Raw genomic sequence first — 15,092 nt, 5'->3', positions numbered from 1 at the left:
TTCTATGATTGATAAGTTATTTTAGTTGATATAGTACCCCGATCAGGTAACTTTAAATAAATATTACCCCTTTGTGACAAAAAATAGTTTGGTGTATTCTTAGGATAAATCGGTAACCTCTTTAGGTTTCTTCGTGAAGATGACCAAGGTTATCTTTAAGATGTTATGCTTAATTTTCGAGGTAAGAAAAAATATTAATAAATTATTGACGGGAGTAGAAAAGAGTAAATTGACTTGGGAAAAGCCCTCTGATAAAATGGAACAAGATTAATAAAAAAGGAGGACGATGTAGTAAATAAAATAAATGATAGTAATGTGTTATTAAGAAAAAATTATAAAGGAGGATAAATAGAAATGTTGAGTAAGCATATTATTTCAAAAACTTTTTTTGGTATTGTGGTTATTTTTTTAATTAGTTTCTTCTTATTTAATTTCTCTGTATTTTCCGCTAATTTACCTGATAAAATTGTTGTTGGTTGTCTAGAGCCACTTACTGGGGCACACGCAGTCTTTGGAACAGAAGGGAAAATTGGTATGGAATTCGCAGTCAAACATATTAATGAATCCGGTGGCATTAAATCCTTAGGTGGCATACCTTTGGAATTAGTAAGTGAAGATGTTGGCGAAGATGCCATGAGTGCACGTCTGGCAACAGAAAGCATTATAAGTAAATATCATCCTGTTGCTGTTTTGGGGTTGTATATCAGCCGGTTAACCACAGTAGCATCTGAGATTACTGAAAGAGAAAAAGTAATTATGGTAGCTGATGCTCTGGTGGATGATGTCACTGAGATGGGACGGCAATATGTATTCAGACCTGCTCCTAAAGCAAGTATGCAGGGAAGATCAGCTGTAGAATTTGTTCTGCAAGCGGCTGAAAAGGCTGGAGTAGCGGTAGAGAAAATTGCCATTCTAAACGAAGATTCTTCTTTTGGAAGGAGTAATGCCATAGGCGCTGTACAAGCCGCATTAGATAATGGACTGACCATTGTCTATCAAAAGGAGTATCCTTATGATATTACCGATGCTTCATCTATTGTGCATGGCATTGCCACAGCTAAGGCAGATTTTGTAGTCCATTGCCCCTATTTTATGGATGCTATCATTTTTGCTCAAGCCTTTAAGGAATTAAACTTATTTCCCAAATTTATTACCGGTATGGGTGCTTGTGGATATACAGATCCGGAGTCTATAGAAACATTGGGTAAAACAGCTGAGAATTACTGTAACACTTACAGTTTCAATCCTGCTAAAGATACTCCCCAAAATCGTAAATTTGTTGAAGAATATAAAGCACAGGTGGGACACATTCCTACTGAAGGCGCCGGCATGAATTATTACGGAATGTGGATTTTAAAAGAAGCTCTTGAACTTTCCGGGAATCTATTCCCTGAAGATCCTTTAAATCCAGATAATCTACGTAACGCCTTTTTAAAACTTGACTTAACCTCTGGTCCAGCAGTTGAAACCTATCCTACCAATCATGTTGCTTTTGATGGAAAGGGAGATAATCCCTCTGCTAGAGCTACTATTTTACAGGTAATTAATGGGGAGCCTAAAGTGGTATGGCCTTTTGAAGAAGCAGAAGCCGAGTTTGTTTTCCCCAGACCAGATGCTACTTATTAATTTTCAGCTGGCAAGTAAATATTTTTATAATTTTTGCCTGGTTAATTAATATTAGAGTAATTAACCAGGCAAAAATATGTTTTGCTAAGATAGATACAGAATACAGAGAGAGATTGGCGGTAAAATATGGAAGTAATGATTCAGAGTATATTTAATGGGATATTAATGGGCTGCATTTATGCCTTAATTGCATTAGGATTATCGCTTATCTTTGGTGTAATGAATGTAGTGAATTTTGCTCATGGCAATTTTGTAATGCTTTCGATGTATTTTACTTTTTGGGCTGGTACTTTATATAAAATTGATGCAGTACTTAGCTCACTTATTACTTTTCCCCTATTATTTCTATTTGGAATATTAGTCTATTATGGATTAATTAGTCGAACGCTGAGAGAGCATTATACTATACAAATTGCAGTAACAGTAGGTCTAATGACCTTTTTAGGTGCAATTACTCAGTTGATTTGGCAGGCACGGCCACGCGCACTTGCCTACTCTTTTGTGCAAGGTACCATTCAATTTGGAAGTTATACCATTGCACTATCACGATTAATTTCTGCGATAATAAGCCTTATCATCATAATGATTATATCCTTTTTTTTAGCCAGGACCTGGCCAGGAAGAGCAATACGAGCAACTTCTGATGATTCCAGTGCAGCATCTTTGATGGGGATAGACTTTCAAAAGACTTATGCTCTCGCCTTCGGCTTAGGATCAGGACTGACTGCCATAGCTGGAAGTTTATTGATGACCTTCCAACAAGTTGACCCTACAATGGGTTTACGATTTGGATTGCTTAGTTTTTGTATTCTTGCCCTTGCAGGATTAGGCTCGATTACTGGATTGGTAATTTCTGGATTGATTGTAGGTATAAGTGAATCACTGGCGATGTCTTTTTGGGATCCCAGGGCTAGGACACTGGTAATATATCTGATCTTTATTTTAGTTCTTTGGTTGCGACCCAGAGGATTATTTGGGAGGAAGTAATGAATGTTTTCAAAAAAACGAATATAGGAAAATTGTTAATAATATTTTTAATCATCTTTGCTTTATTTATACCACTTATACTTGGGTCCAATCAATATCAAGTACTTCTGGCTACGACTGTGCTGCTCTATGGAGTAATGGCAACTTCTTGGAATATCATTGGCGGATTAGCAGGTCAACTTGACTTTGCCGCTTTTGCTTATTTAGGATTAGGTGCCTATACTTCCGGCACTCTACTCATTCGATTTAATCTTACCCCCTGGATTGGTATGATTTTAGGGGGAGTGATAGCTGCGGGATTTGCTTTATTAATTGGGATTCCCTTATTTCGATTCAGAATAAAAGAGGTTTGGTATGCCTTGACTACCAGTGCTCTGGTAGAAATACTTAAGGTGTCTTTTAATATGTGGGAAGAAGTAGGGGGCCCGGTAGAGAGATGTCTCCCTTACTTTTCTGGCTCCTTGCTGCATATGCGCTTTACCTCTTATACCCCTTATTATTATATAATGTTTGTTATGCTTATAATTTCTCTATTTTTAAATCAACGAATCGCCTCCTCCAAGCTTGGTTATTATCTTAAAGCATTAGGGGAGGATGAATCTGCCGCTGAAGTTTTGGGAGTTGATACTCAAACCGCTAAATTAAAGGCTTTACTCTGTTATTCCTTTTTAATAGGTATGACTGGCGGTATTTATGCTAATATGTACGGCTATATTCATCCCAGCTTTTTTAACGGACAGGAGACTACCAAAATTGCCATATTAGGAATTGTAGGGGGAAGAGGGATTACCTATGGTCCTCTTTTGGCTGCCGTGTTATTAGTAGGAGCTCAAGAGTATCTCAGAGCTAGTCTGGGAGGAGAATTTTCAGGCTTATATCTATTAATCTACGCCATTATCTTGATTATTGTTGTTCTTTTCAAACCTAGAGGAATTGCTACCTTTTTTCAGGATGCTTATAAGAAACTTATAGCGGGGGGAGGTAAAGAATAAAGATGCCATCTGAAACAATTTTGAAAACTTCCCAGCTTACCAAGTGTTTTGGTAATTTAACTGCTGTTAAAAATGTTGACTTGGAAATCCAAAGAGGGGAGATTATTGGACTTATTGGTCCGAATGGTGCAGGTAAAACCACCTTTTTTAATCTAATAACAGGACTGGAAATTCCAGACAAAGGAAAGATTTTTTTTAACAATCACGATATTACCTTTATGTCTCCTCACAAGATTTGTAAATTGGGAATGTCTCGTACTTTTCAGGTAACGAGGTCTTTTGGAGAAATGTCTGTTGAAGATGCCATAAGGGTGGGAGCATACAATAGACGAGAGGAAAAAGAAGTTCAAAAAAAAGTAGACTGGGTGATTGAGTTTTTTGATTTACTGGATATCCGAAGATCTAAATGTAACGATTTAGGATTAGCCTCTTTACGTCAAGTGGAAGTAGCCAGAGCAGTAGCAACTGAACCTGATCTTCTCTTGCTTGATGAGGCGGGAGCGGGACTTACTGGTGCTGAACTTTTCAAGCTTATGGCAGCACTTAAAAAACTTAATCAGGAAACCAGGATTACCCTGTGTGTAGTAGAGCACGTGATGCCAATGGTAATGGGTCTCTGTGAGAGAATTTTTGTTTTGGATGCGGGAGAGCTAATTGCCTCTGGTAATCCAGATAAGGTTTGCAATAATCAAAGGGTAATTGAAGCCTATTTAGGAGGAGGAATCAGCCTTGAAACAGGTTCTACAGGTTAAAGATTTAAGCTCTGGTTATGGAAACATAACTATTTTGAGAGATATCAATTTTCAGGTAGAGGAGAATGAAGTTGTAGCTATTATTGGTTCTAATGGAGCTGGAAAAACTACACTTCTAAAAACGATTTCTAATTTAATCCCTGCTACGGCTGGAGATATTATTTTCCAGGGTAAGGATATTGTGAAATATCCACCCCACATAATTTCTCAATTAGGAATTGCCCATGTACAGGAAGGCGGAAAACTATTTATGAATATGACTGTCTATGAAAATCTGCTCATGGGAACCTATAAAAATAGAAAGTATTTTCAGAAAGATGTTTTAGAGGATATTTACCAGATATTTCCCATACTTAAAAAACGAGAAAAACAACTGGCTAAAACCCTTAGTGGTGGTGAAAAACAGATGCTTGCTATTGGCAGGAGTTTAGCCAGTCAGCCTAAATTCATAATGCTTGATGAACCTTCACTCGGCTTGGCTCCGAAGCTGGTAGATGAGATTTATTATAAATTATCAATTTTAAAGAAAAAAGGTCTTACTATTCTATTAATAGAGCAAAATATAAATTATGCGTTACAAATAGCGGAAAGAGCTTATGTTTTAGAAAATGGTAAAATTGTTATGGAAGGTAACAGTAAGGAATTATTAAAGGATGAACATATAAAGAAACATTATCTTGGAATATAAATATTAAGGTTATTTTGATTTTTTGAAAATAAAATAAGTCTATGCTATGTATTATTAGCTTTGACAGTTACAGCAAATAATTTATTTTCATCTTAATGTATAAGATTTTCTACTCTTGGCCTATTAGGATTATTCATTCTACATCAAATTGATTCCAAATATAAAATAAATGCAACTACAAAACTACAACTATTAAACCATAAAATTTTAAAAAATAATTGATTTATAGTTGATTGTATGATAATATAAAAAAAAGTTTGAACAGATAAATGGAAAAACGTTCCATCATATGGAACAATCATAAAGAGAACATATACCATATTATGAATTCAGTTGAGAAGATAATTCATATTTTGAATTGCCTTAGTGCTTCTGACAGAAGTTTAGGAATAACAGAAATAAGTTTAAAACTTTCAATTCCTAAAAGTACTGTTCATAGAATTTTATCTATCCTATTAAATTATTCTTTAGTCAGTAAAGAAAGCGATACCTCACGCTATAGATTAGGAGTGCAAATTCTTAAATATTCCAATTCATTTTATAATTCTTTTGATTTACGCAGATATTCCAAAACAGTATTAAAAAGAACCTGCCTGGATACTGGTCTCACTACATTTTTATGTATCTGGCAAGACGGCAAAGGGATTTGTATTGATTCTGCAAGGTCTTTTCAAAATCCTCAAATGCATCATCTTTTTGTGGATATCGGTAAAATAATGCCATTTCACTGTGCAGCAGCTGCCAAGATCCTTTTAGCTTATCAATCTTCGGAAGAAATAGATAGGTTAATAAAAAATACTTCATTCCAAAGATATACTTCTAAAACAATTGTCGATCCAGAGAGACTTTGGGAGCATCTAAAAGAGATTAAGTCTAAAGGTTTTGCTATTTGTGATGAAGAGTTAGAAGAAGGGATAAGAGCCATCTCAGCTCCTATAAGAAATTTTAATGGGAAAACGGTAGCTAGTATCACTGTTACCGGATTGGTCAATAGAATTACATCAGCAGTATTTGATCAGTTGGTTAAAACTGTTGTAAATGCGGCAAATGAAATTTCCCAAATGATAGGATATAACAAGTAGGCTTAGATCTATATATAAAATAAATTTGGTAATTATCAATACAATTTATTAAAAAGTAAGGAGATTAGATGAAAAATGGCAAATGTTGTACTAATTGCTTTGGGAGGTAACGCCATCAAACAGGCAAATGAAAAAGGATCTTCAGAAGAGCAATTCAAAAACTGCTGGAAAACTACCCAATATATTGCTAATATTATTCAAAATCTTGCACCAGAAGACCGCTTAGCAATTACTCACGGTAATGGACCACAAGTAGGGAATCTTATGGTGCAACAGAAAGCTGCTGAAGACATAGTGCCTGCTCACCCTATGGATGTGGTCGGTGCCATGACCCAGGGTCAAATAGGATATATGTTACAACAGACTCTGGTTAATCATTTAAAAGGAAAGAAGATAAAAAAATCTGTTTGTACTTTGCTGAATCAAGTACTGGTGGATCGAGATGATCCGGAATTTGAGGGAGAAAATGCCTCTAAACCGGTAGGTAATTTTTTAACTGAAGAAGAAGCACAAGAACTAAAAAGGAATCAGCCTGATTATATTATTAAAAAAGTTAAGCCCAATGGTGAACGTTGTTGGAGGAGAGTAGTTCCTTCTCCTGACCCTATTTCTAATATAGAGGGAGATGTTATTAAAAAACTGGTTGATGCCGGAGTTATTGTAATCGCTTCTGGCGGAGGCGGTATACCGGTATTAAGGGATGCCAATGGAAAATTAAAAGGCGTTGAAGCGGTTATTGATAAAGATCTGGCTGGAGAAAGGCTGGCTGAGATTATCAAGGCCAATATTTTATTTGTGCTTACTGATGTGGAAAAAGCTAAGATAAATTTTGGTAAAGCAAATGAAAGAGGATTAGGTAAACTAACCTATGAGGAAGCAAAAAGATATTATGAAGAAGGACAATTCTTAGCAGGAAGTATGGGACCGAAAGTGAAAGCGTGTCTAAGATTTCTGGAAAACGGCGGAAAGAAAGCAATTATTTCCTCATTGGATAAAGTTATGGAAGCTTATAGAGGTGAAACAGGTACTATTATTGAGAAATAAATAATAGTAAATCAAAATTAATAATATACAAAGGAGTTTGAATAAATGTTAAAAGGAAAAGATATTTTAAACACTGCTCAATTCTCAACCCAAGAGCTTAATCTGATTATGAATACTGCTGCACATTACGAGCACAGAGTTAAGAAGAATGAAGTCATAAAGGATATGGAAGGGAAAATTGTTGCCTGCCTTTTTTTCGAACCCAGTACTAGAACGCGTCTTTCTTTTGAATCAGCTGCCAATAGATTAGGAGCTCGGGTTATCAGTGTTTCTGGAGCAGCAAGTTCTTCTACAGCAAAAGGGGAATCATTACCAGATACTATTAGAACAGTAGATGGTTATGTTGATGTTATTGTTATGCGTCATCCTGAGAACGGCTCTGCCCAAATTGCTGCAGACCATGCTGTCCATCCCTTTATCAATGCCGGCGACGGGAGTAATCAGCATCCTACTCAAGCCCTTTTGGATATTTTTACTATCCGTCAGGAAAAAGGTGCTCTGGGAGGACAGACAGTAACCTTTTTAGGTGATTTAAAATATGGAAGAACCGTCCATTCCCTGGGTTATTTTATGACCCTTTATGGCAATAAGATGATTTTTGTGTCACCTAAGGCTTTACGTATGCCTGAAAAATTAACCGCCGATTTTCGCAACCGCGGTGCAGAAATTGAAGAGATGGAAGATGTTCAAGAAGCTTTGGCTAAAAGTGACATAGTCTATGTTACCCGTATACAAAGAGAAAGATTTGAAGATCCACAAGAATATGAAAAACTTAAAGGATCTTACATTATAGATCGAGATACTATTAATAAAGCCAAAAAGGGAATTACAGTTCTTCATCCCTTACCAAGAGTAGACGAGATAGCTACTGATGTTGATGTTTATGAAGGAGCTGCCTATTTCAGACAGGCACATAATGGAATGTATGTTCGTATGGCTTTATTAGCTTTAGTAAGCGGAAGTATTTAACCGGAAAAGACCGGAAAATAAAGGTAATTTAAGTAAACTGGGGAAGCAGTAAATGATATTAAAAAAAAATGTCCCGGCATTTACCAAAGGTTTAGTAACGGAAAACCGACATTTAAAGAATGAATATTACAAAATTGTTATCAACGCACCATTAATTGCCGAAATAGCACAGCCAGGACAATTTGTTATGTTATCTAAATGGAAGATAAAAGAATTGCTATTAAAGAGGCCTTTCAGTTTTTACGAAATTGAACCGGATAGAGATAGTTTTTCCCTTTTGTATAAGAAGGTAGGAAAAGGTACGGCTATTATGTCTGAATCAAAACCCGGTGAGTACATTGAATTAATCGGCCCCTTGGGCAGTGGTTTTGTTATTCCTGAAAATGTAAAAAATATGGCTGTGGTAGCTCGGGGAATTGGGATTGTGCCTATGCTGACTTTGGTAAGGCAGGGTAGAAAAGAAAACAAAGGTATTTACAGCTTTTTGTCAGCCAGTAAAAACGAATTACTGTTAGGCATTGACATTATGGAATCTCTGTCTGTAAATACTTTCTATACTACCGATGATGGTTCAAAAGGATTACCGGGCAATGTAACTATGTTTTTAGAAGATTTGCTGGGTAAAAATCCTGAAGTTATCGATGCTGTATATACCTGTGGCTCAAAAAGGCTGGCCAGACATATAAGAGAATTGCAGAAAAAGTATCATTTTCATGCCTATATCAGTTTAGAAGAACGGATGGGATGCGGGATAGGTTCTTGTAAGGGATGTGTTATTCAGACTAAGCATGGTTATCAGAGGGTATGCAAAGAGGGTCCTGTATTTCCTTTAGAAGAGGTAGTACTGGATGAATAAAGGAACTGATTTAAAGATAAAATTAAACTCTCTCTTTTTAAAAAATCCGGTAATGTCTGCATCAGGGACTTTTGATGTTAGAGATACTATTTTAAACAAAAGACAGCTTAACAGCCTGGGAGCTATTGTTACCAAAAGCATCTCATTGGAAAAAAGGACAGGCAATCCTGGACCGCGAATATGGGAAACTGATGGTGGGATGCTTAATGCGGTAGGAATACCTTCCAAAGGATTTGAGGAATTTAAAGAAAAAGAATTACCTCTGTTAAAAGAGGCAAATGACACAATAATTGTCAGCATAGTTGGAAATTCTAATGAAGATTTTTGTAAACTGGCAGGCAAACTTGATCAGATTGAAGCTATTTCTGCACTGGAGATAAATCTATCCTGTCCTAATCTTAATGATGGACTGCATTTTGGTATAAATACGGTAGTGATGGCTAAACTGATAAATAGCATTAAGAAGATTACTCAAAAGGTGGTAATTGCTAAATTGTCACCTAATGTATCAGATATAACTGAAATGGCTTTAGCCGCAGAGCAGGCGGGAGCAGATATTATAACCATAGCTAATACCCTGGTAGGAATGGCTATAGATATTGAAAACCAGAAATCAAGACTGGGCAACAAAGTGGGAGGATTATCAGGACCAGCTATCAGGCCAATAGTTGTTCGTATGATTTGGGAAACCAGTAAAGTGGTAAAAATTCCCATAATTGGTGTTGGCGGGATAACATGTACTGAAGATGCTTTGGAAATGTTTCTGGCGGGTGCCAGTGCTATTCAGATTGGATCTGCCAACTTCAGTAGCCCATTGGTTATGTTTGATGTCATTGAAGGAATTAAAGAATATCTGATAAGAAAAAATTATAGTTCAATAAAGGATATTGTTGGTTTGGTATAGTATAGATATTTTGTATTAATTTTATGTATCGAATTTTAAAAATTCTTTTAAATAGTTTTGAATTAATCTAAACATCCTAAATATCAAAGGAGGAAGAATTTATGAGCTTGCAGATGCTAATCAATGCCATCCTGTTAGGAGGATTATATGCGTTGATGGGAATTGGTTTTTCATTACAATGGGGAATCAGCGGAATCATCAATCTGTCCTACGGGGCTATGGTAGTTTTAGGCTCTTATCTGTCTTTAATCATTTTTAATATGTTTAATATTGATCCCTTTATCAGCATGTTTTTTTCAGGATTTTTACTATTTTTATTAGGTGCATTTGTTTATAAATTTACATTACAGCCTTCTATAAAAGGAGGAATTGTTTTTACTCTCATTATCACATTTGCTGTCAGGCTTATAGTCGAAAATATTATACTTTTGGTCTGGTCTGCTGACTATCGCACTATTAGGTTAAGTTATGCCGGCAGTAATTTCCAGTTTTTAGGCACTTTTGTACCCCTGACCAAATTTTTAACTTTCCTCTTAGCTGGAGCGATTATCTATCTTACTTATCAATTTATGATGAATACTAAAATAGGAAAGGGAATACAAGCTGTTGCCTTAGACAAAGAAGGAGCATTAGCAGTTGGGGTTGACGACCAAAAAATGTATTTGATAAATTTTGCTTTGGGAACTGCTCTGGCAGGTGTTACCGGTTCACTGTGGGCTAGTATTTATAGTTTTTCTCCTCACGTTATGGATGTGATAATCGGGAAGGTTTTTATTATTGCCATTTTAGGAGGATTAGGAAATATATGGGGAGCGGCTGCAGGAGGAATTTTATTAGGATTCGCTGAAACATCCGGTGCAACCTTTTTAGGTTCCCAATGGCAGGAAGCCATTGGTTTGGTCATTATGGTTTTAATTTTATTGTTTAGGCCACATGGCTTAATAGGTAAGAAATTTTTTGGTTAGTCACTATTAGGGAACTATTTATGAAGAGAGGAAGTGAAAATTAAGTAATGGCACAAAATAATAAGAAATTTAATATAAATATAGTTTTTATTATTGCTGCAATTGTAGTCTTTATCCTTTTACCTAATTTTGTTTCCGGATATTATGTCCGTATATTTACAGCAATTTTCATGTATGCAACTATTGCCCAGTGTATTAACTTAATGTCCGGTTATATGGGTTACCTGCCATTTGGTCATGTCATGTTTTTTGGCATAGGTGCCTATATGACTGCTATCCTGATGGGAAGGGGTTTACCTTTTATTGTAGCAATACCACTGGCTTCTGTGTCTGCGATAGTAGTAAGCATTATCTTAGGTTTTCCTGTTCTGAGGTTAAGGGGTCATTATTTTGCAATTGCCACTATTGGTATGAACGGAGCAATTATGTCTGTTGCCCAGAATGCTACTGAGATTACCGGAGGAGCAATGGGTACTACCTATCCCATAATATTGCTTCCACCAGGTCGGGTGTATAACTATTTTTATCTAGCCTTTTTGGGATTGATGGTCATAACAGCTTTAACCATGTATTTTATTGTTAATTCTAAATTTGGTTATGGTATAAGAAGTATAAAAGCAAATGAAGAGGCAGCTAATTCTATGGGAATAAATACAACTTATACCAAAGTGTCTGCCTGGGCTATCAGTGCCTTATTCACCAGTATTGCCGGAGGTTTGTACGGGTACTGGATGTCCTTTATTTCACCAGATGAGGTATTTGATCTGATGTTTGTAACTAATTCAATAATAATGATGCTGATCGGAGGAGCAGGAACTATACTGGGTCCCATAGTTGGCGCTTTTATTATCGAGTCAGTATCAGAATTTGCCTGGAGCGGATTTATGGAATATCATTTAGCAGTTTTAGGAATAGCCACAATAGTTATAGTATTTTTTGTTCCCAGAGGCGTTATCGGAACTATTACTGATAAAATACAAAACAGAAAAATTGCAATGAGCAAAAAGGTGGAGGTGACCAATGGCTGATAATGATGTTATTTTAGATGTCAGATCAATAAGCAAGCACTTTGGCGCTTTAAAAGCAGTAGATAAAGTTTCCTTTCAGGCCAGAAAGGGAGAAATTCTCGGATTGATTGGTCCCAATGGTGCAGGAAAAACGACAATTACTAATCTGGTTACCGGTGATTTAAGAAAAACAGAAGGAGAAGTCTATTTTAAAGGAATCAATATTAGTAATATGCAGCCATTTCAGATTGCCCGTATTGGTTTAACCAGAACATATCAGGTAGTAAAACCATTACAGGGTATGACTGTTGAAGAAAACGTATTGGTCGGATCTCTTTTTGGCCGCAGCAGCAGGGATAATGATTTGAATCATGCCAGAAAAAATGCCCGCGAGATTATGAAATTAGTGGGTCTGGATAAAAAGAAGGAATTTAAGGTAAGTGATATTACTCTGCCTGATTTAAAAAGAATGGAATTTGCCCGGGTTTTGGCTATGGATCCGGAAGTGGTTTTTCTAGATGAGGTTATGGCCGGTCTTAATCCCTCTGAGGTAGAAGAATCAATGGAAATGGTTAAAAAAATCAGAGAAGACAAACAATTAACTATTATATATATTGAACATATAATGAAGGCAGTAATGGGAATCTCTGACCGGATAATTGTTTTGCATCACGGGGAGAAAATATGTGCAGGTTCGCCTCAGGAAGTGTGTGACAACCCTGCTGTAATTGAAGCTTACCTGGGTAAAAAGTATGCCAAGGAGGTCATGGATAACTAATGAGTAATGACATTTTATTACAGGCAATAGGAATAAATGCTGGCTACGGTGCAATTCAGGTATTATGGGATATTAATTTTGAATTGAATAAAAAAGAAATTGTATGTATTATCGGGGCAAACGGAGCAGGGAAAAGCACACTATTAAATAATATTGTGGGTACCTTAAAACCATTTAGCGGGCAGATAAAATATCAGGATAAGGATGTTACCAACCTTACTTCTCCTGAAAGAATAAAAATGGGAATTGGTTATGCACCAGAAGGCAGACATCTTTTCTTCGGATTAACAGTAGAAGATAATTTATTAATGGGAGCTTTTCAGCGCAAAGCAGATCGAAAAACCCTTAAGGAAGATCTTGATTTTGTCTATAATCTTTTTAAGCCTCTCAAAGGATATAGGAATAAATATGCCGGAAACCTTTCTGGCGGAGAACAGCAAATGTGTGCAGTTGGACGGGCACTCATGTCAAAACCAGCATTACTGATTATTGATGAGCTCTCTCTGGGATTAGCTCCAGTAGTAGTGGATGATTTAACTGAAACCATTATTAAACTGAGAGACGAAGAGGCTTTAACAATTCTTATAGTAGAGCAGGATGTGCAGGTGGCCTTAGATGTTGCTGACCGAGGTTATGTGTTGGAGAGTGGTCATATTGTTATGAGAGACAGCACTGATAAATTAGTTAAGAATAAGCATATAAAGGCTGCTTATCTGGGTATTGCTTAATCATTATCTATAATATGTTAATGCCATTTTGTTGCTAGAAAGATACTATAGTATTGATGTCAAGCAATATTTTGTAAGTAAGGAGGTGGTAGAATAAAGATAAGCTTTAATTGTTAATGATAGCTAAAAAATAAAAAAAAGTGAGGAAAATAATAATGATTAAAAAATTATCAGTAATGTTTTTAGTAAGCATACTTTTATTAGTAGCTTCTGGAACTACTTTTGCTGCTCAACAGTTTGATGATGTAATTAAAATTGGAGCAGCGGTTTCACTGACCGGTAAAGTTGCCTATGAAGGCAATTTGGTTAAACAAGGATATGAAGTATGGGAAAAATGGGTTAACGAACATGGCGGGATTAAAGCTGATGGTAAAACCTATGGTGTTGAGATTATTTACTATGATGATGAGAGTGATCCTGTTCGTGGAGCAAGATTAACCGAAAGACTTATTACTGAAGATAAAGTTCATTTCTTAGGCGGACCTTATTCCAGCGCTATAACCTTTGCTACCTCAGCTATTGGTGAAAAGTATGGAGTTATCACCATTGCTCCAGAAGCAAATGCAACTAATATCTATGAAAGAGGATATAAGTATGTATTTTCTATTCTTCCTCCTGCACCGATGCTGATGGCACCTGTTGCCTACATGATGGATGAAATGCTGGATCCTAAGCCAAAAACTGTTGCCATAATTTCTGCTAACGACTTATTTCCTTTAAGCTGTGCTGAAGGATTTGATAAAGCTTGTAAGGAATTAGGTTTTGATGTGGTCTTGTTTGAAAAATATCCCGCCGGAGCAACTGATTTGTCTGCCTTATTGACCAAGGTTAAGGGATTGAATCCTGATGTTTTAGGTGTTGGTGGATATACTGCTGATTCCTTAATGGTTATGAGACAATGCAAAGAATTAGATTTTAATCCAAAACTGTATGCCTTCTCAGTTGGCGTAATGGTTCCCGCTTATGTTGATGAAATGGGTGCAGACGGTGATTATGCTGTAGAGGGTGAATGGTGGTTACCGGGAATGCAGTTAGAAGATCCCATATTCGGAACAACTGAAAATTATATGAAAGCATGCAAAGACTTGTTTGGAGAAGATTTTAGAGGACAATACTGGACTGCTAGTTCAAGTGCAGCAGGCAGTGTTCTTCAACTTGCTATTGAAAAAGCTGGTACGATTGAAACAGATAAGGTTAGAGAAGCTTTATTAAGTATGAACATTGAACTGACTACCTGGCCTGCCGTTGAATTTAATGAAAAGGGACAGAATATTCAATGGTTACATCCCGTAATTCAGGTTCAAAACCAGGAATTTAAAATTGTTTATCCTGAAAGCTCACAAGAAAGTGCACCATTATATCCTGCTCCAGCTTGGAAAGACAGATAATAAAATAACCCTTAAGCATAGGGACTGTAATTACTTATTGGTTACAGTCCCTCCCATCTCTATTTTTATTTATTTTATTAAAATAAAATTATATAGCTTAGCAAAGCAAGCATCATAAAGAATTAAAAATTTAAAGAGTTTGTTTCTTAGTATAATTTTTTTCATATTATTTATGGAACTATTTACCATAATATGGAACACCAATGTCTATCAGAATGGATTAAAAGGAGATAAAGAGACAAATGAGAAAGATTGAAGCCAATGAGATTTCGGCAAAGGTAAAAAGCCTGTTCTTAAAAGCCAATTATCAGATAGGCAAAGACGTC

At 36.2% G+C, this 15,092-nt stretch carries 15 protein-coding genes; all 15 read left to right on the top strand.

Going from position 1 to position 15,092, the window contains the following annotated elements; all coding sequences use genetic code 11:
• The first annotated feature begins 354 nt into the window (after nucleotides 1-354).
• The 15 genes from PHD84_07460 (at nucleotide 355) to PHD84_07390 (ending at nucleotide 14,766) form a co-directional block, all read left to right on the top strand.
• Nucleotides 355-1,626, top strand: a complete 1,272-nt coding sequence (locus tag PHD84_07460; protein ID MDD5637634.1) for an ABC transporter substrate-binding protein — start codon at nucleotides 355-357, stop codon at nucleotides 1,624-1,626.
• 126 nt (nucleotides 1,627-1,752) lie between these two features.
• Nucleotides 1,753-2,613, top strand: a complete 861-nt coding sequence (locus PHD84_07455; protein MDD5637633.1) for a branched-chain amino acid ABC transporter permease — start codon at nucleotides 1,753-1,755, stop codon at nucleotides 2,611-2,613.
• Nucleotides 2,613-3,605 (top strand): branched-chain amino acid ABC transporter permease, encoded by a 993-nt coding sequence (locus PHD84_07450; GenBank protein ID MDD5637632.1) that lies wholly within the window; start codon nucleotides 2,613-2,615, stop codon nucleotides 3,603-3,605. The genes PHD84_07455 and PHD84_07450 overlap by 1 nt, the downstream gene beginning before the upstream one ends.
• A 2-nt stretch (nucleotides 3,606-3,607) precedes the next feature.
• On the top strand, nucleotides 3,608-4,357 hold the full coding sequence (locus tag PHD84_07445) for an ABC transporter ATP-binding protein (GenBank protein ID MDD5637631.1): 750 nt from the start codon (nucleotides 3,608-3,610) through the stop codon (nucleotides 4,355-4,357).
• A complete protein-coding gene (locus tag PHD84_07440) occupies nucleotides 4,335-5,045 on the top strand; it encodes an ABC transporter ATP-binding protein (protein ID MDD5637630.1) in 711 nt (236 codons plus the stop codon). The genes PHD84_07445 and PHD84_07440 overlap by 23 nt, the downstream gene beginning before the upstream one ends.
• Before the next feature lie 323 nt (nucleotides 5,046-5,368).
• Nucleotides 5,369-6,127: an IclR family transcriptional regulator gene (locus PHD84_07435; GenBank protein ID MDD5637629.1), complete on the top strand. Its 759-nt coding sequence runs from the start codon at nucleotides 5,369-5,371 to the stop codon at nucleotides 6,125-6,127.
• A 75-nt stretch (nucleotides 6,128-6,202) separates the two neighbouring features.
• Complete coding sequence (arcC, locus tag PHD84_07430; protein MDD5637628.1) at nucleotides 6,203-7,171, top strand: carbamate kinase; 969 nt, start codon at nucleotides 6,203-6,205, stop codon at nucleotides 7,169-7,171.
• A 45-nt stretch (nucleotides 7,172-7,216) separates the two neighbouring features.
• Nucleotides 7,217-8,140 carry an aspartate carbamoyltransferase gene (gene pyrB, locus PHD84_07425; GenBank protein ID MDD5637627.1) on the top strand — a complete coding sequence of 308 codons (924 nt, stop codon included), beginning with the start codon at nucleotides 7,217-7,219 and terminating at the stop codon, nucleotides 8,138-8,140.
• A 52-nt stretch (nucleotides 8,141-8,192) separates the two neighbouring features.
• On the top strand, nucleotides 8,193-8,996 hold the full coding sequence (locus tag PHD84_07420) for a dihydroorotate dehydrogenase electron transfer subunit (protein ID MDD5637626.1): 804 nt from the start codon (nucleotides 8,193-8,195) through the stop codon (nucleotides 8,994-8,996).
• Complete coding sequence (locus PHD84_07415; GenBank protein MDD5637625.1) at nucleotides 8,989-9,900, top strand: dihydroorotate dehydrogenase; 912 nt, start codon at nucleotides 8,989-8,991, stop codon at nucleotides 9,898-9,900. Before PHD84_07420 ends, PHD84_07415 begins: the two co-directional genes overlap by 8 nt.
• A 101-nt stretch (nucleotides 9,901-10,001) precedes the next feature.
• Nucleotides 10,002-10,865, top strand: a complete 864-nt coding sequence (locus PHD84_07410; protein ID MDD5637624.1) for a branched-chain amino acid ABC transporter permease — start codon at nucleotides 10,002-10,004, stop codon at nucleotides 10,863-10,865.
• Between the two features lie 47 nt (nucleotides 10,866-10,912).
• Nucleotides 10,913-11,893, top strand: a complete 981-nt coding sequence (locus tag PHD84_07405; GenBank protein MDD5637623.1) for a branched-chain amino acid ABC transporter permease — start codon at nucleotides 10,913-10,915, stop codon at nucleotides 11,891-11,893.
• Entirely contained in the window at nucleotides 11,886-12,650 is a 765-nt protein-coding gene (locus tag PHD84_07400; GenBank protein ID MDD5637622.1) for an ABC transporter ATP-binding protein, read from the top strand. The genes PHD84_07405 and PHD84_07400 overlap by 8 nt, the downstream gene beginning before the upstream one ends.
• Entirely contained in the window at nucleotides 12,650-13,378 is a 729-nt protein-coding gene (locus PHD84_07395) for an ABC transporter ATP-binding protein (protein ID MDD5637621.1), read from the top strand. The genes PHD84_07400 and PHD84_07395 overlap by 1 nt, the downstream gene beginning before the upstream one ends.
• A 155-nt stretch (nucleotides 13,379-13,533) precedes the next feature.
• Nucleotides 13,534-14,766 (top strand): amino acid ABC transporter substrate-binding protein, encoded by a 1,233-nt coding sequence (locus PHD84_07390; protein MDD5637620.1) that lies wholly within the window; start codon nucleotides 13,534-13,536, stop codon nucleotides 14,764-14,766.
• Nucleotides 14,767-15,092 lie beyond the last annotated feature (326 nt).

This window comes from Atribacterota bacterium, from assembly GCA_028717805.1.
Lineage (GTDB): Bacteria > Atribacterota > Phoenicimicrobiia > Phoenicimicrobiales > Stramentimicrobiaceae > Stramentimicrobium.
The sequence above is the reverse complement of the archived record's forward strand: the minus strand, read 5'-3'. Positions and strand labels throughout refer to the sequence as shown.

Bases quoted from the DNA above. Each gene is read 5' to 3' on its own strand.
- PHD84_07460 (MDD5637634.1), top strand. From the start codon at position 355: ATGTTGAGTAAGCATATTATTTCAAAAACTTTTTTTGGTATTGTGGTT.
- PHD84_07455 (MDD5637633.1), top strand. From the start codon at position 1,753: ATGGAAGTAATGATTCAGAGTATATTTAATGGGATATTAATGGGCTGC.
- PHD84_07450 (MDD5637632.1), top strand. From the start codon at position 2,613: ATGAATGTTTTCAAAAAAACGAATATAGGAAAATTGTTAATAATATTT.
- PHD84_07445 (MDD5637631.1), top strand. From the start codon at position 3,608: ATGCCATCTGAAACAATTTTGAAAACTTCCCAGCTTACCAAGTGTTTT.
- PHD84_07435 (MDD5637629.1), top strand. From the start codon at position 5,369: ATGAATTCAGTTGAGAAGATAATTCATATTTTGAATTGCCTTAGTGCT.
- arcC (MDD5637628.1), top strand. From the start codon at position 6,203: ATGGCAAATGTTGTACTAATTGCTTTGGGAGGTAACGCCATCAAACAG.
- pyrB (MDD5637627.1), top strand. From the start codon at position 7,217: ATGTTAAAAGGAAAAGATATTTTAAACACTGCTCAATTCTCAACCCAA.
- PHD84_07420 (MDD5637626.1), top strand. From the start codon at position 8,193: ATGATATTAAAAAAAAATGTCCCGGCATTTACCAAAGGTTTAGTAACG.
- PHD84_07415 (MDD5637625.1), top strand. From the start codon at position 8,989: ATGAATAAAGGAACTGATTTAAAGATAAAATTAAACTCTCTCTTTTTA.
- PHD84_07410 (MDD5637624.1), top strand. From the start codon at position 10,002: ATGAGCTTGCAGATGCTAATCAATGCCATCCTGTTAGGAGGATTATAT.
- PHD84_07405 (MDD5637623.1), top strand. From the start codon at position 10,913: ATGGCACAAAATAATAAGAAATTTAATATAAATATAGTTTTTATTATT.
- PHD84_07400 (MDD5637622.1), top strand. From the start codon at position 11,886: ATGGCTGATAATGATGTTATTTTAGATGTCAGATCAATAAGCAAGCAC.
- PHD84_07395 (MDD5637621.1), top strand. From the start codon at position 12,650: ATGAGTAATGACATTTTATTACAGGCAATAGGAATAAATGCTGGCTAC.
- PHD84_07390 (MDD5637620.1), top strand. From the start codon at position 13,534: ATGATTAAAAAATTATCAGTAATGTTTTTAGTAAGCATACTTTTATTA.